Source organism: Rhodococcus sp. 320_ES (assembly GCF_059691855.1).
On sequence record NZ_JCAWAG010000001.1, the window covers coordinates 23,023 to 45,744 of the forward strand.

General features: G+C 67.0%; 14 protein-coding genes and 1 tRNA gene. 8 read left to right on the forward strand and 7 right to left on the reverse strand.

Annotated elements, in window-relative coordinates; all coding sequences use genetic code 11:
- Positions 1–12: 12 nt before the first annotated feature.
- Together rph and rdgB are read left to right on the forward strand one after the other, a co-directional pair.
- Positions 13–765 (forward strand): ribonuclease PH, encoded by a 753-nt coding sequence (rph, locus tag AC59JP_RS00110; protein WP_497323582.1) that lies wholly within the window; start codon positions 13–15, stop codon positions 763–765.
- On the forward strand, positions 758–1,360 hold the full coding sequence (gene rdgB, locus AC59JP_RS00115) for an RdgB/HAM1 family non-canonical purine NTP pyrophosphatase (RefSeq protein ID WP_497323583.1): 603 nt from the start codon (positions 758–760) through the stop codon (positions 1,358–1,360). The genes rph and rdgB overlap by 8 nt, the downstream gene beginning before the upstream one ends.
- 1 nt (position 1,361) lies before the next feature.
- Here rdgB and AC59JP_RS00120 read toward each other — a convergent pair whose 3' ends face one another.
- The 4 genes from AC59JP_RS00120 to AC59JP_RS00135 form a co-directional block, all read right to left on the reverse strand.
- A complete protein-coding gene (locus AC59JP_RS00120) occupies positions 1,362–1,727 on the reverse strand; it encodes a DUF3817 domain-containing protein (protein ID WP_497323585.1) in 366 nt (121 codons plus the stop codon).
- Positions 1,724–2,116: a transcriptional regulator gene (locus tag AC59JP_RS00125; protein ID WP_497323586.1), complete on the reverse strand. Its 393-nt coding sequence runs from the start codon at positions 2,114–2,116 to the stop codon at positions 1,724–1,726. The genes AC59JP_RS00120 and AC59JP_RS00125 overlap by 4 nt, the downstream gene beginning before the upstream one ends.
- 59 nt (positions 2,117–2,175) lie before the next feature.
- Positions 2,176–2,259 (reverse strand) — tRNA-Leu (locus AC59JP_RS00130).
- 60 nt (positions 2,260–2,319) lie between these two features.
- Complete coding sequence (locus tag AC59JP_RS00135) at positions 2,320–3,078, reverse strand: DUF8548 family protein (protein ID WP_497323587.1); 759 nt, start codon at positions 3,076–3,078, stop codon at positions 2,320–2,322.
- A 409-nt stretch (positions 3,079–3,487) separates the two neighbouring features.
- Between AC59JP_RS00135 and AC59JP_RS00140 the strand changes: the two genes are divergently transcribed.
- Positions 3,488–12,700 carry a fatty acid synthase subunit beta domain-containing protein gene (locus AC59JP_RS00140; RefSeq protein ID WP_497323588.1) on the forward strand — a complete coding sequence of 3,071 codons (9,213 nt, stop codon included), beginning with the start codon at positions 3,488–3,490 and terminating at the stop codon, positions 12,698–12,700.
- Positions 12,697–13,089: a holo-ACP synthase AcpS gene (gene acpS, locus AC59JP_RS00145; RefSeq protein ID WP_497323589.1), complete on the forward strand. Its 393-nt coding sequence runs from the start codon at positions 12,697–12,699 to the stop codon at positions 13,087–13,089. Before AC59JP_RS00140 ends, acpS begins: the two co-directional genes overlap by 4 nt.
- A gap of 104 nt (positions 13,090–13,193) precedes the next feature.
- Here the strand turns inward: acpS and AC59JP_RS00150 are convergent, their stop codons facing one another.
- Positions 13,194–13,901: a TetR/AcrR family transcriptional regulator gene (locus AC59JP_RS00150; protein WP_497323590.1), complete on the reverse strand. Its 708-nt coding sequence runs from the start codon at positions 13,899–13,901 to the stop codon at positions 13,194–13,196.
- A 208-nt stretch (positions 13,902–14,109) separates the two neighbouring features.
- On the opposite strand from AC59JP_RS00150, the gene AC59JP_RS00155 reads away from it, so the two are divergent.
- The 3 genes from AC59JP_RS00155 to AC59JP_RS00165 all read left to right on the forward strand — a co-directional run bounded on the left by AC59JP_RS00155 (position 14,110) and on the right by AC59JP_RS00165 (position 18,105).
- Positions 14,110–15,621, forward strand: a complete 1,512-nt coding sequence (locus tag AC59JP_RS00155) for a hypothetical protein (RefSeq protein WP_497323591.1) — start codon at positions 14,110–14,112, stop codon at positions 15,619–15,621.
- A 59-nt stretch (positions 15,622–15,680) separates the two neighbouring features.
- Positions 15,681–17,021: a dipeptidase gene (locus AC59JP_RS00160; RefSeq protein ID WP_497323592.1), complete on the forward strand. Its 1,341-nt coding sequence runs from the start codon at positions 15,681–15,683 to the stop codon at positions 17,019–17,021.
- Positions 17,022–17,247: 226 nt separating this feature from the next.
- The gene (locus AC59JP_RS00165; RefSeq protein WP_497323593.1) at positions 17,248–18,105 is read left to right on the forward strand and encodes a cyclopropane mycolic acid synthase family methyltransferase; all 858 of its coding nucleotides are present in this window, start codon (positions 17,248–17,250) and stop codon (positions 18,103–18,105) included.
- Between the two features lie 4 nt (positions 18,106–18,109).
- Here AC59JP_RS00165 and AC59JP_RS00170 read toward each other — a convergent pair whose 3' ends face one another.
- A complete protein-coding gene (locus AC59JP_RS00170; RefSeq protein WP_497323594.1) occupies positions 18,110–19,117 on the reverse strand; it encodes a crotonase/enoyl-CoA hydratase family protein in 1,008 nt (335 codons plus the stop codon).
- A gap of 150 nt (positions 19,118–19,267) precedes the next feature.
- Here AC59JP_RS00170 and glgX point away from each other — a divergent pair, with 150 nt between their 5' ends.
- Complete coding sequence (glgX, locus tag AC59JP_RS00175; RefSeq protein ID WP_497323595.1) at positions 19,268–21,307, forward strand: glycogen debranching protein GlgX; 2,040 nt, start codon at positions 19,268–19,270, stop codon at positions 21,305–21,307.
- Positions 21,308–21,329: 22 nt separating this feature from the next.
- On the opposite strand, the gene AC59JP_RS00180 is transcribed toward glgX, so the two are convergent.
- Positions 21,330–22,541, reverse strand: a complete 1,212-nt coding sequence (locus AC59JP_RS00180; RefSeq protein ID WP_497323596.1) for an MFS transporter — start codon at positions 22,539–22,541, stop codon at positions 21,330–21,332.
- Positions 22,542–22,722 lie beyond the last annotated feature (181 nt).

Here is a 22,722-nt window from a genome sequence, read left to right on the forward strand (position 1 = left end):
TACGCTTGCGCCGTGTCCACACGAGAAGACGGCAGAGCCGACGACGAACTCCGCACCATCACCATCACCCGAGGTTTCACGTCCCATCCGGCCGGATCGGTTCTGGTCGAATTCGGCAACACCCGCGTGATGTGCACCGCGAGCGTCGAGCAGGGAGTTCCGCGCTGGCGCAAGGGTTCCGGACTCGGATGGCTCACCGCGGAGTACGCGATGCTCCCCGGCGCAACGCACACGCGCAACAGCCGCGAGTCGGTCAAGGGCAAGGTCAGCGGGCGCACCCAGGAGATCAGCCGCCTGGTCGGACGATCGCTGCGGGCCTGCATCGATCTCGCGGCCATCGGCGAGAACACCATCGCGCTCGACTGCGACGTTCTACAGGCCGACGGCGGCACTCGTACCGCCGCGATCACCGGGGCTTTCGTCGCACTGTCGGACGCGGTGACGTTCCTGCGCGCGCACGGCCGGCTCGCCGACCCTCAGCCCATCTCGTGCGCCATCGCCGCGGTGAGCGTCGGTGTCGTCGACGGTCGGGTGCGCCTCGACCTTCCGTACGAGGAGGACTCGCGCGCCGAGGTCGACATGAACATCGTCGCCACCGACACCGGCACCCTCGTCGAGGTCCAGGGCACCGCCGAGGGAGCGACGTTCTCGCGTTCCACTCTCGACAAGATGATGGATTCCGCTCTCGCCGGATGTGAGCAGCTGTTCGAGGTCCAGCGAGCGGCGTTGGCGCAGCCGTACCCGGGTGTTCTTCCCGGTGCCTGATCTCCTGGTCGCGAGCCGCAACCCGAAGAAGCTGCGCGAGCTCGAGCGCGTTCTCGGCGTAGCGGGCATCGAGGGAATCACCCTGGTGGGTCTGGACACGGTGCCGCCGTTTCCGGAGGCACCCGAAACCGGGGCGACGTTCGAGGAGAACGCGCTGGCGAAGGCTCGTGACGGCGCCGCCGCCACCGGAATGGCTTGTGTGGCAGACGATTCCGGTGTCGAGATCGACGCGTTGCGGGGCATGCCCGGCGTGCTGTCGGCTCGGTGGAGCGGCACCCACGGCAACGACGCAGCCAACACCGCGTTGGTGCTGGCGCAGCTCGCGGACGTGCCCGACGACCGGCGTGGTGCAGCGTTCGTGTCGTCCTGCGCGCTGGTCCTCCCGGACGGCCGCGAGTTCGTCGTGCGGGGCGAGTGGCGCGGCTCGATCGCACGAGAGCCGAAGGGCGAGGGCGGTTTCGGCTACGACCCCGTCTTCGTCCCCGACGGCGAGACCCGATCGGCGGCCGAACTGAGTCCGGAGGAGAAGGACGCGGCGTCGCACCGCGGGCGGGCGTTGCGTCAGCTGGTTCCGGCGCTGCGGGAGTGGGCTTAGCTCAGAGCTTCGCGCCCGAGCGCACGCGCTTGGTGACGTAGTGCTCGGCCACGAAGGACAGGAACGGAATGGTTCCGGCGAGCGCGACACCGATGATCGTCGTCGGCTTCCATCGAGCCTTGATCGCGAGATCGATGGTGCACACCAGGTAGATCATGTAGAAGATGCCGTGTGCCTGGCCGATGTAGAACAACCAACTCGGGGCCGTGCTGCTGTCGGTGAGCAGGACGTATTTGTAGATGATCTCGCCGGTGAGCACGAGCAGCCATACGCCGGTGACGTACGCGAGAACGCGATAGCGGGTCAGCGCCGAAGCGATCCGTGGTTGTAGGACAACCGAATTGGACGAGGCGTCAGCTGTGCTCACGAGTTGCTCCTGTCGCTCTCGCGATTCAGATCGGCGAGATAGGTGTTGTATTCCAGTAGCTGACGCGACTCGGGGTCGTCGTCGGTATCGACGTAGTTCGCGAACGACGGTCGCTCCGGAAGGATTCCGTCGGGTATCGCCTTGGGTTCGTCGTCGGCAACGGCAGGTTCGTCCTCGTCGGCGTCCTCGAGTTGGACGAAGCGTTTGTAGAAGAACACGACGAATCCGGCGAACAGCGGCCACTGCAAGGCGTAGCCCAGATTCTGGCCGCTTCCCGAGGAGGACTCGAACCGCTGGAGCTGCCAGTAGCCGAGCAGCAGGCAGGTGGCCGATGCCGCGATGACCAGCAGAATCAATGCTGGTCGGCGACGCTTCCCGGTATTTGCCACACCACGACGGTACCGGAACGGCGAGTGTGAACGACAGCACGTCGTAGACGAGGAATCTCTGGTGCGCGAGGGGGGACTTGAACCCCCACGTCCTAAGACACCACATCCTAAGTGTGGCGCGTCTGCCATTCCGCCACTCGCGCGTGCGGGACGAGTTTAGCCGACGCGGACGGTCTCGGACGCGTCCGCGCCGGCCCTCGGGTCTAGTCCTCCCGCACCTCACCCATCACCTTCCGCGGCCGCATCTGCTTGCGCTGATACCTCCAGATGCTGTGCCGGAGGGTGGCGGTGCTGCAGTCCAGCAGGGAGGCGGCGGAGGCGAGTTCGCGGTCCACGTCGACGTCCTCCCAACCGGCCGCCTGGCGCACGAAGGCCGCGATCGCTGCCTCCGACTCGGGTGTCGCAACGTCCAGTACGGCGAGGAAGCACTCCCAGGACATCTGTCCCACGCCCGCGACAGAGGTGAAGGCCGCCTTCTGCAGGTCGGAGCCGTCGATGTCGGATGCGTGGCGCACTCCGAGGGCGAGGAGCGCCTCGGCTATCAGCCGTGCGGCCTCTGCCTTGGTGGTGTAGTTGCCGGCGACCCTCTGGCGGTTGCCGAGCACGTCGACCAGTGCGTCGGGTTCGAGGGCGGTGAACGCCCGGAGGTCGTCGAGCTCGACGCCGCGGTCGGCTCTCCATGCGGCGACGACCTTTCGGACCCCGGTGCTTTCCGTTCCGTACGTCGCGCGGGCGGAGAAGACGGCGTCGAGCACCGCAGCCTCGATCTCGCCCGGCCACCCGTCGAACCAGAACGGCCACGATTCCCTCGGCATTATGGCCGTGATGTAGGCGGCCACGATCTCGACCGTGTCGACGGACTCGGTCTCGGTGTACTCGGTCTCGGTGTACTCGTTCTCTGGCGGCTGGACGTCCTCCCACTCCTCGGCCAGGCGCCCGTTCACGAAGTCGATGATGGTCATGGCATCCCCCTGCTGTCGGTTTATCGAACGTATGTTCGATTGCGCAGAGAATATGCGACGAGACCGACAGTCCTGATTTATAACGAACGCATAACGATGAATATGAGGAAATCCTCGTGTTCGACCGAGTGCGATCGGACCTCGGCCTGCGGTGATGGCGGCTACTCGTCGGTCACTTCGGTGTGCTCGACCACAGCCCTACGGCACCTACCAGCGGGTAGCAGTAGGACGTCCGACAAAACCTGAGGATTTCCTCATGATTTTGTGACATTCTGAATTGGCGCGATGACCACACCGGCGGAGCTGCCGGTTGTCCATGGACCGCCTTCCGGCACTGCCTCAGCTGCCATAAGCACACCGAACGAACCGCCTCGCCACCGCGACGGCGCCAGGAGAGGAAATTTCACGCGTGACGATCAACGAGAGCACACCCCGAGGACCGAGGTCGGCCGACCGTTCTGCCGCAGTCGCGGAGCGAATCGTCGACGGTGAGCCGTACGCACTGGCGTTCGGCGGCCAGGGAGCCCCGTGGTTGGTGACTCTCGAAGAACTGACCCGTGACTGCGCGCTCGAACCGCAGCTGACCGACCTGGTCAACGAGTCGGCCCGCCTGCTCGCCCCCGTCGCACAGGAACTGCTGGTCGTGCGTCCCCTCGGATTCGATCCGATCGCGTGGATGCTCGAAGCGGAGCTGGAGGACGACATGTCCGCGGGGCCCTCGGCCGCCGCACTGACTTCTGCTGCAGTGTCCATGCCGGGAGTGCTGCTCGCCCAGCTCGCCGGACTGCGAGCTCTCGCAGTGCAGGGACTGGACTACACGGTCACCGCGCCCGTGGCCGTCATCGGCCATTCGCAGGGACTTCTCGCCGAAGCCGCCGTCGCAGACGCCGGTCGAAGCGACGCGGAAATGCTCGCCGTCGCCCAGCTCGTCGGTGCCGCCGCCGGTCTGGTCGGTCGCCGTCGCCGGCTCGTCGGAACCGGGGACCGCGCCCCGATGGTCGCCGTCTCGAACGTCGACCCCGATCGTCTGCAGGCCGTCGTCGACCAGGTCGCCGGCGCCGACAGCACCTCCAACGCCGTCCTCGCCATCCGCAACGGCCGCCGACGCGTCGTCCTGACCGGCCCCTACGCCAAGATCGTGCGCATTCAGCAGCAGTGCGAGCAGATCTCCGAGGACGAGAACCGCGAACGCGAGGCCAAGAAGCGCGGCGGCGCCATCTTCGCCCCGGTCTTCGAGCCGCTGGACGTCGAGGTCGGGTTCCACCACCCGCTCCTCGGTGAGGCAGTCGAGATCGTCGAGGCATGGGCGTCGCGCTGTGGTCTCGACGCTGCACGTGCACGGTCGCTGGCGCAGGGCATCCTCGTCGATCCCGTCGACTGGGTTGCAGCCGTCGACTCCGTCGTCGCCGCAGGCGCGAAGTGGATCCTCGACCTCGGTCCGGGCGACTCGCTCACCCGTCTCACCGCCTCGAACGCCCGCGGACACGGCGTCGGCGTCGTTGCCGCATCCACCCGCGGCGGCCATCGCAGCCTCCTGACCCCGGGTGCCGCACCCGAGGTCGAACTTCCGTGGAGTGCCTACGCACCCACCCTGGTCGAACTTCCCGGCGGCAAGATCGGCGTCGAGACCACGTTCACCACTCTGACGGGCCGGTCTCCGATCCTGCTCGCCGGCATGACACCGACCACGGTCGATCCCAAGATCGTCGCCGCCGCGGCCAACGCAGGGCACTGGGCCGAGCTCGCCGGCGGTGGCCAGGTGACCGAAGACATCTTCGCCGGGCACGTCGCGGAGCTGCAGACGCTCCTCGAGCCCGGCCGCAGCATCCAGTTCAACTCGCTGTTCCTCGACCCGTACCTCTGGAAGTTGCAGCTGGGCGGAAAGCGCCTGGTGCAGAAGGCCCGTACGGCCGGCGCCCCGTTCGACGGCGTCGTCGTGACCGCCGGCATCCCCGAACTCGACGAGGCCGTCGCCCTCATCGAGGAGCTGACCGAGGTCGGCATCAGCCACGTGTCGTTCAAGCCGGGAACGGTCGCGCAGATTCGCGCGGTCATCCGCATCGCCAACGAGGTCCCGGACTACCAGGTCAACATTCACATCGAGGGCGGCCGCGCAGGCGGACACCATTCGTGGGAAGACCTCGACGATCTGCTGATCGCCACCTACGCCGAACTGCGCGCCCGCCCGAACATCGTCATCTGCGTCGGTGGCGGCATCGGAACACCCGAGCGCGCAGCCGATTACCTGACCGGACGCTGGTCCGAGGCCGCCGGTTACCCGGCCATGCCGCTCGACGGCATCCTCGTGGGCACCGCCGCGATGGCCACGCTCGAAGCGACCACCTCACCCGAGGTCAAGCAGCTCCTCGTCGACACTCCGGGAACGCCGGACTGGGTCGGCGCAGGCACCGCCAACGGCGGAATGGCCTCGGGCCGAAGCCAACTCGGTGCCGACATTCACGAGATCGACAACGCCGCCTCACGCACCGGACGCCTCCTCGACGAGGTTGCCGGCGACGAGGACGCCGTGGCCGACCGCCGCGACGAGATCATCGCGGCGCTCGACGCCACCGCCAAGCCGTACTTCGGCGACGTCTCGACCATGACGTACGAGCAGTGGATCTCGCGCTACCTGCAGCTCGCGATCGGCGACGACCTCACCGGTGACTCGCCCTGGCTGGACATCACCTGGCGCGTGCGCTTCGGTGAGATGCTCCAACGTGCCGAGGCGCGCCTGCACCCCGTCGACAGCGGCCCGATTCCGACGTTGTTCGACGACACCGCCCTTCTCGAACGCCCGGCCGCCGCCCTGGCCGCCCTGTGCGAGAAGTACCCGGACGCCCGGTCCGTCGTTCTGCACCCGGCCGACATCCCGTTCTTCCTCACCCTCTGCAAGACCCCCGGCAAGCCGGTGAACTTCGTTCCGGTCGTCGACAAGGACGTGCGTCGCTGGTGGCGCAGTGACTCGCTCTGGCAGGCACACGACCCCCGCTACTCCGCCGATCAGGTCTGCGTCATCCCCGGAACCGTCGCCGTCGCCGGCATCGATCGTCTGAACGAACCGGTCGGCGACCTGCTGAACCGCTTCGAGAAGGCGACGACGGATCGTCTCCTCGCGGCCGGCGCCGTCCCGACCCCTGTCGCCACTCGTCGCCACCCGGCGGTCGCGCCCGGTCTCCTCGGCATCGTGCTGACCGCGCCCGACATCACCTGGGCCTCGCGTCTCGCACCGAACCCGGTGCGCAAGCTGGGCAAGACGTCCGAGTGGACCGTCGAGTCCGATTCGGTTGCGTCGCACTCGCGTACGGGGTCGACGCTCACCGTGCTCGATTCCGAGCACGTCGAACTCGCCGTTCCGCTGTCGGCACACAACCGGGTGAGCATCCGGATCACGGTTCCCGCGTCCGCGGTCGACGGCGGCGCCCCGCTCGTCACCGACGCAGACGCCGAGGAGTCGATGTCCGCTCTCCTCGGAGTTGCTGCGGGACAGTCGGTTCCCGAGGTCAAGAACGGTGCGGCCCGCGTCAACATCGCGTGGACGCCGGATCTGGTTCCCGACCACGCCGGCGTCACCGGCTCCGGCCTGCCCGCCTCCTTCGGCACCGGCCACAGCGCGGTTCCCGATGTTCTGGTCGGTGCCTGCTGGCCCGCCGTGTTCGCCGTGCTCGGTGCCACCCGCACCGCCGACGGTGTCGGCGTGATCGAAGGCATGCTCGACCTGGTCCACCTCGACCACCGCATCGCCGTCACCGGTCAATTGCCGGACCACGCAAGCATTCTCGTGGTCAAGGCCGAGTCGGGCGAGGTGATCGACACCGATCTCGGCCGCGTCGTCGAGGTCACCGTCACCATCGGCGCAATGCTGGGCGAGGGTCTCGACGCACCCGTCGTCGCCACCTTGGTCGAACGTTTCGCCATCCGCGGACGCACCGGCGCAGGTGAACTGACCGACCCGGCCCGCGCAGGTGGATCGCTCACCGACGCAGCGCAGGACACCCCGCGTCGCCGTCGTCGCGACACCACCATCGTCGCGCCGCGGCACATGGGCGCCTTCGCTCAGGTATCCGGTGACCACAACCCGATCCACACCTCCGACGCTGCCGCCAAGCTCGCCGGACTCGGATCGCCGATCGTGCACGGCATGTGGCTCTCGGCCGCCGCCCAGCAGACGGTCACCGCCATCGACCCGTCCGACACCAAGACCCCGCCGCGCAGGCTGACCGCCTGGACCGCGCGCTTCCTCGGAATGGTGCGTCCCGGCGCCGAGATCGACGTCCGCGTCGACCGGACCGGGACCGACTCCGGCGCCGAGATCATCGAGGTCTCCTGCAAGGTCGACGGTGACATGGTCATGGTCGCCACCGGCCGCGTCGCAGCCCCGAAGACGGTCTACGCGTTCCCCGGTCAGGGCATCCAGCAGCCGGGAATGGGTCTCGACGCCCGCGCCCGCTCGAAGGCCGCCCGCGAGATCTGGGAGCGTGCCGACAAGCACACCCGAGCTGCCCTCGGATTCTCCATTCTCGCTGTGGTGCGCGACAATCCGACCGAACTGCGTGCGCGCGGCACGGTGCACAAGCATCCGGACGGCGTTCTACACCTGACCCAGTTCACTCAGGTCGCCATGGCCGTCCTCGGTGTGGCGCAGGTTGCCGAACTGCGCGAAGCCGGAGCATTCGTCGAGGGTTCGTACCTCGCCGGCCACTCCGTCGGCGAATACAACGCACTGGCCGCGGTGGCCGGAGTACTTCCGCTCGAAGCCGTTCTCGAAGTGGTCTTCCAGCGCGGTTCGGCGATGCACCAGTTGGTGCCGCGCGACGCCGCCGGACGAAGCAACTACCGGATGGCTGCGATCCGTCCGTCGCAGATGGGTCTCGCCGACGCCGAGGTCGAGTCGTTCGTCGCCGGAATCAGCGAGGACACAGGCGAATTCCTTCAGGTCGTCAACCTCAACCTGCGGGGCTCGCAGTACGCGATCGCCGGAACCGTTGCGGGACTGGAGGAGATGGAGTCTCGCGTCGACAAGCGTCGTCTCGAGTTCGGCGGAAAGCGCGCGTTCATCCTGGTTCCCGGAATCGACGTCCCCTTCCACTCGACGGTGCTGCGCGGCGGTGTCGACGACTTCCGTCGCCGGCTCCTCGACCTGCTGCCCGCAGACATCGATCCGTCGATCCTCGTCGGCCGGTACATCCCGAACCTGGTCCCCAAGCCGTTCTCGCTCGAGCGTGAGTTCGCGCAGGAGATCGCCGATCTCGTTCCGTCGCAGCCTCTCGCCGACGTCCTGGCCGACTGGGACAGCTGGGCCTCGCGTCCCGCCGATCTGTGCCGGGTGATTCTCACCGAGCTCCTGGCATGGCAGTTCGCCAGCCCGGTGCGTTGGATCGAGACCCAGGACCTGCTGTTCGCCGACGAGGCCGACGGTGGTCTCGGCGTCGAGCGTTTCGTCGAGGTCGGACTCGGCTCCGTGCCGACCGTCGCGAACCTCGCGGCTCAGACGCTGAAACTGCCGGGCCGCGTGGGTCATCCGATCGAGGTGCTCAACATCGAGCGCGAAGCCTCCATCGTGTTCAGCACCGACGTCGATCCGGAACCGGTCGAGGAGGAGCCGACGGAAACGGCAGCAGCCGATCCCGCCGCCGCGCCTGCTGCGGCCGCGGCACCCGCCGCTCCGGCGCCCGCATCGGCTCCGGCCGGAGCGCCGCGTCCGGACGACATCGCGTTCACCGCAAGCGATGCCACGACGATCCTCATCGGTCTGTGGACGAAACTGCGCCTGGATCAGATCGGCCCTGCCGACACCATCGAGGCGCTGTGCGACGGCGTGTCCTCGCGCCGCAACCAGCTGCTCGTCGACCTCGGCTCCGAGCTCGCGCTCGGTGCCATCGACGGCGCGGCAGATGCCGACATGGGTGCGCTCGCCGGCACCGTCGACAAGCTCGCCCGCACCTACCGCCCCTTCGGGCCGGTGCTCAGCGATTCGCTGAACGACCACCTGCGCAAGGTGTTCGGACCGTCGGGTCGTCGTCCGGGATCGATCGTCGAGCGCGTCACCAAGGTGTGGCAGCTCGGTGACGGTTGGGCGCATCACGTCACGGCCGAGGTCGCCCTCGGCACTCGCGACGGATCGTCGGTCCGCGGCGGTTCGCTCGGCGGACTGCACGAAGGCCCGATCGCCGACGGCGCCGCCGTCGACGCTCTCATCGACTCGGCCGTCTCCGCGGTCGGCCTGCGCCGCGGCATCCAGGTCGCCATGCCGTCCAGCGGTGGCGGCGGCGGTGGCACCGTCGACGCAGCAGCGCTCGGCGAGTTCACCGAGAACATCACCGGACGCTCCGGCGTGCTCGCCTCGGCGGCGCGACTGGTGCTCGAGCAGCTCGGCTTCGCCGATCAGGTGTCGATTCCCGTCGCCGACGGATCGGAAGCGGAGCTCGTCGATCTGGTGTCGTCCGAGCTGGGTTCCGACTGGCCGCGTCTGGTCGCTCCGTCGTTCGACCACAAGCGCGCAGTCCTGCTCGACGACCGGTGGGCCACGGCCCGCGAGGATCTGGCTCGCCTGTGGATCGGAGACGAGCGCGCACAGGCTCTCGCCGTGACCGCGTTTGCCGGGGCCGGGGAAGCTGTTGCCGCGCAGGCTCAGTGGTGGAAGGACAAGGCGTCCGCCTCCGGACTGGACGGCCTGGCGCAGACCTACGGCGCCATCGCCTCCGCAGCCGCTGTGGCCGACGAGCCCGGCGAGTTCGCCGGTGAGGTAGCGGTGGTGACCGGAGCCAGCAAGGGTTCGATCGCCGCGGCGGTCACCGGCAAGCTGCTCGCCGGCGGCGCGACGGTGTTCCTCACGACGTCGCGTCTGGATCAGCAGCGGCTCGGTTTCTACCGAGATCTGTACCGCGACAACGCTCGCGCGGGTGCGGCACTGTGGGTGGTTCCGGCCAACATGGCGTCCTACACCGACGTCGACGCGCTCATCGAGTGGATCGGCAACGAGCAGATCGACAGTGCCGGTGGCGCGAAGACTCTGGTCAAGCCGGCCGTGACTCCGACCATGCTCTTCCCGTTCGCGGCTCCGCGAGTGCAGGGCGAGCTGTCGGACGCCGGTTCGCGCGCCGAGATGGAGATGCGTGTTCTGCTCTGGTCCGTCGAGCGTCTGGTCGCCGGTCTGTCGCAGATCGGATACGACCGCGACGTCGACACCCGCCTGCACGTGGTGCTGCCGGGTTCGCCGAACCGCGGCATGTTCGGTGGCGACGGAGCGTACGGCGAATCGAAGGCGGCGCTCGACGCGATCGTGAACCGCTGGAAGGCCGAGCGCACGTGGGCCGAGCGAGTCACGCTGGTGCACGCCCGCATCGGGTGGGTCCGCGGAACCGGGTTGATGGGTCACAACGATCCGGTCGCCAAGGCTGCGGAAGCCGCCGGGGTGCGCACCTGGTCGACGCAGGAGATGGCCGATCAGCTGCTCGCGACATGCGATGCAGCGTCGAAGGAATCGGCTGTGGCCGCTCCGATCGAGATCGATCTGACCGGAGGACTGGCGGAGGCCGGACTGGATCTCGGTGCACTCGCCAAGGAGGCGGCCGATGCCGCCGCCGTCGACGAGGTCATCGACGAGCTCGAAGCGTCCATCGCGGCGCTCCCGGCGCCGCCGCGCCTCACCGACGAACTCCCCGCCCCGGCGTGGAACTCGGTCGACGTGGATCCGTCGGAGCTCGTGGTCATCGTCGGTACGGGCGAGCTCGGCCCCTACGGCAGCGCGCGCACCCGCTTCGAGATGGAGGTCGACGAACGACTCTCCGCCGCAGGTGTTCTGGAGCTGGCGTGGAACACCGGGCTCGTGGTCTGGGAGAACGATCCCAAGCCGGGGTGGTACGACGTCGACTCCGGTGACCTGGTCCCCGAGGCCGAGATCGCCGAGCGCTACCACGACACGGTCGTCGAGCGCTGCGGCATCCGGCGGTACGAGGACGACGGCGCCATGATCGACAACAGCGCCCCGCTGATGACGTCGGTGTTCCTCGACCACGATCTGACGTTCGTGGTCAGCAGCGAAGCGGAGGCACGCGCCTTCGTCGGTGCCGATCCCGAGAAGACGGTGATCACGCAGGCACCGGACAGCGGTGACTGGCAGGTGACACGCAAGGCGGGCACCGAGATTCGCGTTCCGCGCCAGATGAAGCTCACCCGCACCGTCGGTGGCCAGATTCCGACCGGCTTCGACCCGACCAAGTGGGGCATCTCGCCCGACATGGCCAGCTCGGTGGACCGCGTCGCGCTCTGGAACATCGTCTGCACCGTCGACGCGTTCATCACGTCCGGGTTCAACCCGTCCGAGTTGATGCGCTGGACGCACCCCTCCCTCGTGGCCAACACGCAGGGAACGGGCATGGGCGGCATGGAATCGATGCGCTCGCTCTACATCGACACACTGCTCGGCGACGCCAGGGCGAACGACATCCTGCAGGAAGCTCTGCCGAACGTCGTTGCAGCCCATGTGGTTCAGTCCTACGTCGGTAGCTACGGCGCGATGGTTCACCCCGTCGCGGCCTGCGCCACCGCGGCGGTCTCCGTCGAGGAAGGCGTCGACAAGATTCGGCTCGGCAAGGCAACCTTCGTGGTCGCCGGCGGCTTCGACGACCTGAGCACCGAAGGCATCATCGGCTTCGGTGACATGTCGGCCACCGCGGACTCGGCGGCAATGCACGCCAAGGGCATCGACGATCGACGGTTCTCGCGGGCCAACGACCGCAGGCGCGGTGGATTCGTCGAATCACACGGCGGCGGAACGATTCTGCTGGCGCGTGGCGATCTGGCGCTGGAGATGGGTCTCCCCGTCCTCGGTGTGGTCGGGTGGGCACAGTCCTTCGGCGACGGTGTGCACACGTCCATTCCGGCTCCGGGCCTCGGCGCTCTCGGTGTGGGACGCGGTGGCCGCGATTCGGCACTGGCTCTGTCGCTCGCCGCGCTCGGTGTCTCCGCCGACGACATCGCTGTGGTCTCGAAGCACGACACGTCCACGGCGGCAAACGATCCCAACGAAGCCGAGCTGCACACCCGACTGGCCAAGGCGCTCGGACGCTCGGACGGCAACCCGCTGTTCGTCGTCTCGCAGAAGTCGCTGACCGGACACTCGAAGGGCGGCGCCGCGGCATTCCAGCTGATCGGTCTGTGCCAGGTGCTGGCGCAGGGTGTCATCCCGCCGAACCGCAGCCTCGACTGCGTGGACGACAAGATGACCGAGTTCGGGCACCTGGTCTGGGCTCGCGAACCGCTGCGCTTCGGTGAGCGTCTCCCGCTCAAGGCAGGACTGCTGACCAGCCTCGGCTTCGGTCACGTGTCCGGTCTGATCGCACTGGTTCACCCGCAGGCGTTCATCGAGGCCATTCCGCAGGAACGTCGTGAGCAGTACCTGGCCACGGCACGCGAGCGGAAGATCGCCGGCCGGCGCCGACTGGTCTCGGCCATGTGCGGTGGATCCGCGTTGTACGAGCGGCCGGAGGATCGGCGTCTCGGACACGAGGGTGCGTCCTCGGATGCGAAGCATCAGCTCGAAGTCGACCTGCTGCTGAGCGAGGATGCAAGGCTCGGCGCCGACGACGTTTACCGCAGCAACACACCGGGGTGCAAATGAGCATATTGGGAGTCGGATTCGATCTGGTCAACGTGACCCAGTTCGCCGAACAGATGGAAAAGATCGGGACCACCATGGTCCGCGACAGCTTCACCGCCGGTGAACGTCGGCACGCGACAACCAAGAGTGCAGAACCGGCTCGGCACTACGCAGCGCGCTGGGCAGCGAAGGAAGCGGTCCTGAAAGCGTGGGCGTCGTCGAGGTTCGCTCGGCCGCCGCAGATCGGGGACAACCCGTATCCGCTGATCGAGGTCGTAAACGACGCGTGGGGACGGCCGTCGATCAAGCTCCACGGCATGGCCGCGGAGTTTCTGCCGACGGTCAAGATCCACCTGTCGTTGACGCACGACGGTGACATGGCTGCGGCGGTGGCGATCCTGGAGGACTAGGGCTTCCGGGAAGTGCTTTCGAGGGCTTCCGAACGCGAGTGAGGGGCACCCTGATGTCGATACGTCGACTCGGAGTGCCCCTCACTCCTTGTAGGCAAGGTGGGTCAGCGTCGGCTCTCGGATTCCTTCTCGGTCACCAGTAGGTACGCGCCCATCAGCCGCTTGAGCTCGGTGACGGCGTCCCCGTGGCTCTGGCCGTCCTGCACCGAGAAGTTCAGCATCGAGTAGACGACGTGGACGAGAACCTCGGCGAGCAGCATGCGCTTGGATCGGGGCGTTCGCGGCGTCAGTGGTGCGAGCATGCGTTCGACCTGCGCTGCGAAGGCCTTTTCGTGGATCACACCGGTCGCGCGGGTGGCGGGCGTCGATTGCATGGCCAGCCAGACCTCGCGCCGCGACGGGTCCGACGTCCAGAGGCCCGCCAGATGATCGAGAAAACGGTCGAGGAAGCGAAGCCAGTCGAGCGACGGAATCTCACCGTCGAAGTCGGCCAGCTCGTGCTGGACGCCCCTTAGATCCTGCCGGCTCAACTCGCACACGATCACATACTTGTTCGCGAAGAACTGGTACAGCGTTCCGATGGGAAGACCGGCGCGCGCCGCGACTTCCTCGCAGGTGAAGGACTCGAAGCCGACGTCGGTCAGCAGTTCCCGAGACGACGCGAGCAGGGCATCGAACTTGCGCTTGCTGCGTTCCTGGGTGGGCCGTCGACGGGGGAGGAGTTCGTCCGACTTCTCGTCGGCGCCGTCCGGTCCCGTGTCTTCGGGGTCGGGCTCGTCCACAGGGAAGGGCGTTCCGAGGCTCGACTCCACGCCTCCCAGCGTATCGGTCCCCTCTCGAAATTCCGACTGTGCGCATCCGACGGGTCGAATGTGAAGAATCATGCAGTCGGTTTGTTTGTGCTGGCATAATCGACACGAAAGTCCAATAAGTTGCGTATAGTCGACTGGACGTGCAGGGCGGGCCACGTGATGAGGCCCGTCGTCGGGTGCTGCGGAACTCCAAGCACGGGAGGCCAACATGACAACAGTAGGAATGACCGAAGCCACGGCAGCGGCCAAGAGCCGCTCCGATATCGCCGCGACCCCTGCGGCTGGTCGAGGGGCGGCAAACGCGTCAGGCACGGGATCCACATCGGGCACAGGGTCCGACTCGGTTGTCCTCACGTATGAGCTGACGGACACACACTTGACGGCGTTGCTCGTCGACGGCGAAGACGGTTCCGAGCGCGGGGAAGCCCGGTCGATGGATCTCGAAGACCTGTCGCCCGAGCAGATCGGTCTGACGGTTCCCATGCTGTGGGAGCTTCTCGACCGCGCCGAGGTCAAGCCTCGTACCGTCGTCGTTCTCGGCGATGGCAACACCGCGACTGTCTCGCCCATTCTGGAGCTGGCTCTCGGCGTTCCGGTCATCGCGCCCGAGGCGCCGACTGTCAAGCCCAAGACCGCTGCGAAGAAGGCCGCTGCGACGTCGAAGAGCGATGCGCAGCCGAAGAACGCCGCCACAAAGCCCATCACACCGGCGGCAACCGCTAGGCCGACGCCCGCCAAGCGCGCGTCGCCCACGAAGGCGACCACTACGGTCGTGCCGGTGCCGGGCAAGCCGGTCCCGGCAAAGCTCGGAACCGACAAGACCGAAACGATCAAGACCGACACAACGAAGTCGGTTGCCGGGTCGAGGCCCGGGAAGCCGGCCGACGAGCCGACGAAGGCCATTTCGCTGACCAAGGCGGGCGCGGGCTCAGGTATCGCCGCCACCGCTGTCGCGAAGAGCAAGACTGCCGTTGCCGCGAAGAACAAGACGGGCACGACCGTCGCCGCCCCGCCGGTCGAGACGAACGATCCGCCCACCGAAGAGATCGCGGTCGTGCCGCCGCTCGTGTCGACCCAGGCGTTCTCGGACAGCGACGTCACTGCGCCGGTTCCCGTGGTGGCACCCGTGGCGTCGACGTCGGCTGCTGCAACGGCGTCCACTGCTGCACCGGCGACTGTCGGAGGCAAGAGTCGTCGCGGTCTGGTGATCGCGGCCGCTGCGACGGCTTTCGTGCTGGCCGGCGGCATCGGAGCGGCCCTCGCTCTGAGCAATGGCGATCCCGCGCAGGTTCCGCAACAGGCGCCGTCGGCAGCCACGCAAGATGCGCCGTCCGCGGCGGTTGCTCCGCCTGCCGCGCCGAGTGCAGAAGTTCCCCCGCCTGCCGCGGTGCCCGCACCGGCGGTTCCGGTCGCGCCCCCTGCACCTCCGGCCCCGACTGCGGACTCCGCACCGGCCGGTTCCTCGACGCCGTGGTCCAACTCGGCTCCGCCGGCGTGGACTCAGAATCGCGCCCCGTCGGCTGCGTCGCCGTCGACGCAGGCGCCGGTACAGCAGGCTCCGCAGTCCGCGCAGACGTACGTCCCGCCGCCGCAGTTCACCGTGCCGGTGCCGGTGCCGGACCCGAACAACCCGAACGCGACTCCGCAGGAGTTGCAGGACGAGGCGTGGCAGCGGCATTGGCAGCAGACCGGGCAGTACCTGGAGCAGCAGTTCGGCTGACCCGTAACGTCGACCTTCCGGCGCGCTGACCCGATCGCGCCGCCGAGAAGGGTGGTCGAATGTCGATCGACGATGTGCGTTCTCGCGTGGAGGCCGACATGCCCCGCGTGCTGGAGGACTTGGCTGCGCTGGTGCGGTTCCGGTCGGTGGCGGACGAGCGCGTTGCTCCGGCGTCCGAATGCCGGGCCGCAGCGACGTGGGTGGCTGACGCTTTCCGAAGTGCCGGCATCGAGAACGTCGACCTCGTGCAGACCGTCGATGGTTCGGCGGCTGTCATCGGTCACGTTCCCGCGCCGGACGGCGCACCGACCGTCCTGCTCTACTCGCATTACGACGTCCAGCCGGCCGGCGACGAAAGTCTGTGGCACACGCCGCCTTTCGAGCTGACCGAGCGCAACGGGCGGTTGTTCGGCCGCGGCGCCGCCGATTGCAAGGGAAACGTCGTGATGCATCTGGCTGCCCTTCGCGCGGTCGGAACTCCGTTTCCCGTCGGTATCACCGTGGTGTCGGAAGGGTCCGAGGAGACCGGCGCAGGTGGGTTGGAGGCTCTGGTCGAATCACGTCCTGACCTGTTCGACGCCGATGTCGTGGTGATCGCCGACACCGGGAACGTCGGCGTGGGTGTTCCAACGGTGACCACCACTCTGCGCGGCATCGCCAACGTGGTCGTCGAGGTTCGAAGCCTCACGGGCGCAGTGCATTCGGGTATGTACGGCGGCCCGGCTCCGGATGCGCTGGTGGCGCTGGTGAGCATGCTGGCAACTCTTCGCGACGACGACGGCAACACCGTGGTGCGCGGTCTGGACTGCACCGGGACGTGGTCGGGCGCCGACTATCCGGAAGCGCAGTTCCGTGCCGACGCGGGTGTCCTCGACGGCGTCGACCTGGCCGGTACCGGTTCCGTTGCCGACCGGGTATGGGCGCGGCCGGCTCTGACCATCATGGGGATGGATTGCCCACCTGTCGTCGGGTCGGCGGCCGCCGTGGTGCCCCGTGCGTCGGCGCGGCTGAATTTGAGGGTTCCGCCGGGGATGGATCCCGCCGCCGCGCAGCAGGCTCTGACGCGTCATCTGCAGGAAGTGGTGCCGTGGTCCGTGGAGGTCACCGTGACCCCGGAGGCCGTCGGGTCACCGTTCCGGGCGCGCACCGACGGGCCGGGCTACGGCACGTTCCTGGAGTCGCTGCGCGATGCCTACGGGCGTGATGTCGCCGTCGCCGGTCAGGGCGGATCCATTCCGCTGTGTACGGCGCTGGCTCGCGCCTGCCCGGATGCCGAGATCATCTTGATGGGCGTCGAGGAGCCACTGTGTTCCATACATGCACCGAACGAGAGTGTCGATCCGCGCGAGATCGAATCGATCGCGGTCGCGGAAGCGCTGTTCCTCCAGCGCTTGACCTGAGCGCTGCAAACGGGGCCGAAAACCTGTCGAGCGTTCGGTTCCGGTGTCCGTAGTAGGCGATGTTCCGAGTTCTGTTGCGGTGCAACCTGTTCGAAGCGCCAATTCCGCGCGCTTCGACGCGGGATTCGAGTCCGGCAGGTACGTTCGACTGTGTCGACGGCCGGTGTAGCGGGGCCCTGCCGTCGATCGAATCAAGCCGACGACGGTCTCTCGAGAGGACCCGCACATGACTTCGCTGAAACCGTTCTACGAGGACGTTCAGGCACACTACGACCTGTCCAACGAGTTCTTCGATCTCTTCCTGGACCCCACGCACACCTACAGCTGTGCCTATTTCGAGCGCGACTCGATGACGCTCGAAGAGGCACAGATCGCGAAGATCGATCTGGCACTGGGCAAGTGCGATCTCAAACCGGGAATGACGCTCCTCGACGTCGGCTGCGGGTGGGGTGCCACCATCAAGCGCGCCCGCGAGAAGTACGACGTCAACGTCATCGGTCTGACCCTCAGTCGCAATCAGTACGAGCGAGTCAACGAGGAGTTGCAGGCCACCACGTCGCACCGCACCGCGGAAGTGCGTTTGCAGGGGTGGGAAGAGTTCGAAGGAACCGTCGATCGGATCGTCAGCATCGGCGCATTCGAACATTTCCAGCAGTCGCGCTACGACGCCTTTTTCTCGAAGTGCTACGAGATCCTTCCCGCCGACGGCCGTATGTTGCTGCACACCATCGTCGGCCTGGTGTGGGAGAAGCGTCAGCAGGGCTACAAGGTGTTGCGTGAGGACATCCAGTTCGCGCGTTTCATCATGACCGAGATCTTCCCCGGCGGCGAACTTCCGCTTCCCGCCTGGGTTCCCGATCACGCGAGCCGCGCAGGCTTCTCCGTCGAGCGGGTGCAGGCACTTCAGATGCACTACGCACGCACCCTCGACCACTGGGCGGAGGCACTCGAGGCGCACCGCGACGAGGCCATCGCCATCGCGTCGAACGAGGAGTACGAGCGTTACATGAAATACCTGACCGGGTGTGCCGAACGATTCCGCAGCGGACTGATCGACGTCCGCCAGTACACCTTGGTGAAGTAGGGAACTAGAGACCCGGCGATGCCGTTCGACCGTGATCGTCGAACGGATCGTCGCGTTCCTTGACCGCTTCCCGGAATCCCACTGTGGCGGCGCGCATCTGAAAGGCGTAGCCCTCACGGGTGTGGCGCGAGACGCCGTCGAACACGGTGCTGATCATCGACGACGTGGCGACGCCCTGATTCAGCAGGGTGGCGTTGAGAGCCAGTTTGACCATCATGAGCTGATTGATCGGCATGGCTGCGATTCGTGCGACCAATTCTTCCGTGCGAGCGTCGAGCTGGTCGGCCGGTGCCGATTCGACGGCCAGGCCCCATTCCGCAGCCTGTTTGCCCGAGAGGCAATCGCCGGTCAGCAATAGGCGTTTGGCGCGTTGATCGCCGAGTCGGTGTGCCCACATTCCGGCTGCGGGGATGCCCCACACCCGCGTGGGTGGGTAGCCGATCTTGGTGTCGTCCGCAGCGATGATCTGATCGCAGAACAACGCGATGTCCGTTCCGCCCGCCACGCAGAATCCGTGGATCTTGGCGACGGTCGGTTTGTTGGCGTGCAGCAACGACGAGAAGCCCTTGTTGAACCGGCTCATCATGGCGTAGTCCGCCATCGGATCCCAGGTTCCACTCGGATTGTGGTTGCGCGCCTGGACAACCGGGTCGACGACGGTGCCGGCCGATCGGTCGACCCCCGTCTCGGCGTCGAGATTCTCGGCGAAGATGCTCAGGTCGTAGCCGCCGCAGAAACCGGTCCCGCGCCCCGACAGCAGAATGACGTGCACACGCGGGTCGAGGTCGGCACGTTCGACCGCAGCCGACAGGTCGGACGGGGTGTCCGACGTGATGGCGTTGCCCTGCTTCGGACGGTTGAAGGTGATGCGCGCGATGCGCCCGGTGACCTCGTACGTCAGGGTGCGGTACTCGGTCTCCTCCGACGCAGCTTCACGACCGGTGAACAGCGACTCGTCGCCTTCGTCCCACCCCTCGCGCCACGCAGCCGGACGCTCTCCTGTCGAGTTCATGAGTGCGAAGTCTGCCCCACCGAGTGGACGGTGGTAAGTGGAACGGGCCGGATGACGCACTGTGACGCAGTCGTCCGGTTTCGCCCCACCCACCCGCGGGTACATCTGGCTCGATCCAGTGCGTCCAATTACCAGCGATTAGGTGAAAACATGAGCGAGTCCGCTCCCGTGAGTCGTCCGTACCCTCTGGGAGTGACACCACTCGACGGTGGTGTCGGCAACGTCGCGGTGTACTCCGAGACCGCCGACACGGTGTCGGTCGAGGTGTTCGACGGTGACACCTCCACCACGACGCAGCTGACCGACCGTTTCGGCCACGTCTTCCACGGAATCGTTCCCGGCCTCGTCGTCGGCGCCCGCTACGGTCTGCGCGTCGACGGTCCGTGGGACCCGGCAAACGGCCTGCGCCACAACGTCCACAAGCTGCTTCTCGATCCGTACGCGAAAGCTGTTGCCGGGCAGGTGGACTGGAACGAGTCGGTCTTCAGTCATCACCACGACGAGCCGATGGAACGCAACGACGACGATTCGGCCGACGCGATGCCGCGGTGCGTCGTGGTCGACACCGAGTTCGACTGGGAGGGCGACCGTTCCCCGCTGATCCCGCTGTCGGAGACGGTCGTGTACGAGGTGCACGTCAAGGGCTTCACGGCGCGTCTCGACGGTGTGCCGGAGAACATTCGGGGAACGTACGCGGGAATGGCCGAGCCGGCCGCGATCGAGCATCTGACCCGTCTCGGGGTCACCTCCGTCGAGCTGCTGCCCGTTCACCAGTTCGTTCAGGATTCACATCTGCTCGAAGCGGGACGCCGAAACTACTGGGGCTACAACTCCATCGGCTTCCTCGCCCCCCACAACGAATACAGCTCCAGCGGCGACGACGGCGGCCAGGTGCGCGAATTCAAGACCATGGTCAAGGCGCTCCACGCCGCGGGTATCGAGGTGATCCTGGACGTGGTGTACAACCACACCGCGGAAGGCAACCACCTGGGACCGACCCTGTCGCTCAAGGGAATCGACAACGGATCACACTACCGGCTGGTGCCCGAGGACCAGAGCAAGTACTACGACACCACGGGAACCGGAAACAGTCTGAACGTCGGACACCCTGCGGCACTGGCACTCATCATGGATTCACTGCGCTACTGGGTCACCGACTGCCACGTGGACGGATTCAGGTTCGACCTCGCCAGCACCCTCACGCGGCAGGACAGCGGTCTCGACGTCCACAGCGCGTTCCTCGACATGGTTCACCAGGATCCGGTACTCGCACCGGTCAAGCTCATCGCCGAACCGTGGGACACGCAGGGCTACCAGGTCGGTGGATTCCCGGCGCGGTGGTCGGAGTGGAACGGCAAGTACCGCGACGACACCCGTGACTTCTGGCGCGGCCAGGACGGATCGCTTCCCGCTCTGGCGCAACGCATCACGGGCAGCCCGGACGTGTACGAGAACGACGGTCGCCCGGTCCTGGCGAGCGTGAACTTCGTGACCGCCCACGACGGCTTCACCCTGGCCGACTTGAACGCGTACGACACCAAGCGCAACGAAGAGAACGGCGAGGACAGCCAGGACGGCGAGTCCGACAACCGCTCCTGGGGATGCGGGGCGGACGGAGAGACGGACGACGTCGGCATCCTCGAGGTGCGAGCGCGCCAGCAACGCAACCACCTGGCGACGCTTCTGCTCTCCGCCGGCGTGCCCATGATCCTGGGCGGTGACGAGTTGGGTCGCACGCAGGGCGGCAACAACAACGCCTACTGCCAGGACAACGAGATCTCCTGGTACGACTGGAATTCTGCGGATCAGGACCTGATCGATTTCACCGCCGGTCTGATCTCACTGCGCAAGGCACACCCCGCTCTGCGGCCGATCTGGTTCCGTCACGACAGCTCGTCCAGCGCGACGGACAGCGTCGACTTCTACCGAGCGGACGGCGAGATTCTCAACGCGGAGGATTGGGACGACACGACGTCGAAGTCCATCCTGGTGCTGTTGCGAGCGGAGAAGGACGAGTCCGATTTCGCGTGGATCGTCAACGCGTCGTCGGGTGGCGTCGAGTTCACTCTTCCCGAGGGTGAGTGGTCGCTCGAGATGACGAGTGACCCCGAGCAGGTGCACGAGACCGGCGGCCCATCGACGGTGGCGCGGGAGCACTCCTTCACGTTGCTGAGTTCGCCCAGCAAATAAGCACAGTCGGTGTCGGCCTTCATCATTCGAAGGCCGGCACCGCGGCACGCACCGAGCTCAACCGGGTCGAGGCGGCCGCCAACGCGAGGCTGAGCACCCCGACGGTCACGAGCGCCGGGAACAGTCCGCCCACCGCTGCGGCAATGGCGACGACGACCAGCGCCGACGCGAACTGACCGATGAAGAGACACGCAGTCCAGGCGCCGGTGCCTCGGCCGCGTTCCTCGAACTTCAGGGTGAGGAGCACCCAGGTGAGCAAGGTGGGGAGCAGGACGCCGCAGCCGGCGGACGCGACGACGCCTCCCAGCGCGACGACGACCGGTGTGCTCGCGAGACCGATGACGGTGATCCCGAGACCGGCTGCGCCGAATGCGCTGGGCAGCAGTGTTTTCGGTCCGAGCTTGCCTATGCGCATGAACGAGACGGCTCCGACGGCCGTGGCCACCGCGACCAGGGCGCTGACTGCACCGATGGCGCCTGCCCCGGTCATCCCGAGCTCCGACAGGGCGTACGGGATCTCGACGATCGGCACGTAGAACACCACGCCGCCGAAGGCGGTGACCGCCAGTGGTATTGCCAGCGGGCGCCAGTCGACCGGGCTCAGCGTAGTGTCCTTTGCCGAGGTCGACTTCGCGGGCGACCAGAGGAGCAGGGGCACGAGCACGGCGAAGAGCACTCCGATGCCGTACACCCAGAACGGTGTGCGCCAACTCGACTGTGCCAGTGCACCTCCCAGGCCGATGAACACCACGGCGGACAGCGAACTGACGACCACCTGCAGGCCGAGGTAGCGTGCTCGCTCCTTACCCACGAAGTAGTCGGCGATGAGAGTGGTCGAACACGTCATGATGGCGGCCTCCGCCACCCCGACCCCGACACGTGATCCCAAGATCGCGACGAGGGAGTGGAGATAGAGCGGGGCGGTGCCGAACAGCGCGTACACGACCAGCGCGGTGATCAGCAGTCGCATCCGGCCGATCGCGTCGACGATGCGGCCGGCGCCGAGGGCGACCAGCCCGACTATGAGTGCCGGCGTGGTGATGACCAGAGGCACCAGCCACTTCGCCGCTCCGGTATCGGCGAACTCGTCGAAGATCTGGGGCTGCGCGGGGGCCAGAAGTACGGCTCCGAGAACCGGCAGGCAGCCCATCGAGATGAGCAGGAGTCCCTGTACGGGACCGGGTACGCGGTCGGTCGAGGTGGCCGCCCGGGTCGGCGTGATGTCGTTGGTCATCGATTCTCCATCGTGGTCCGGTGATCTGAGTCACGTGCTGAAGGGAAGTGTCGAGCCCGATCGCCCATTACGGAAATAACGATCACCGGGGTTGTGCATCAGCTCCGCTGATACCCGCGGCATAAATGTCGTCGATGGGCGGCATCATCAATCGCTTCTTCCCTGATGCCGCCCGCCGCCG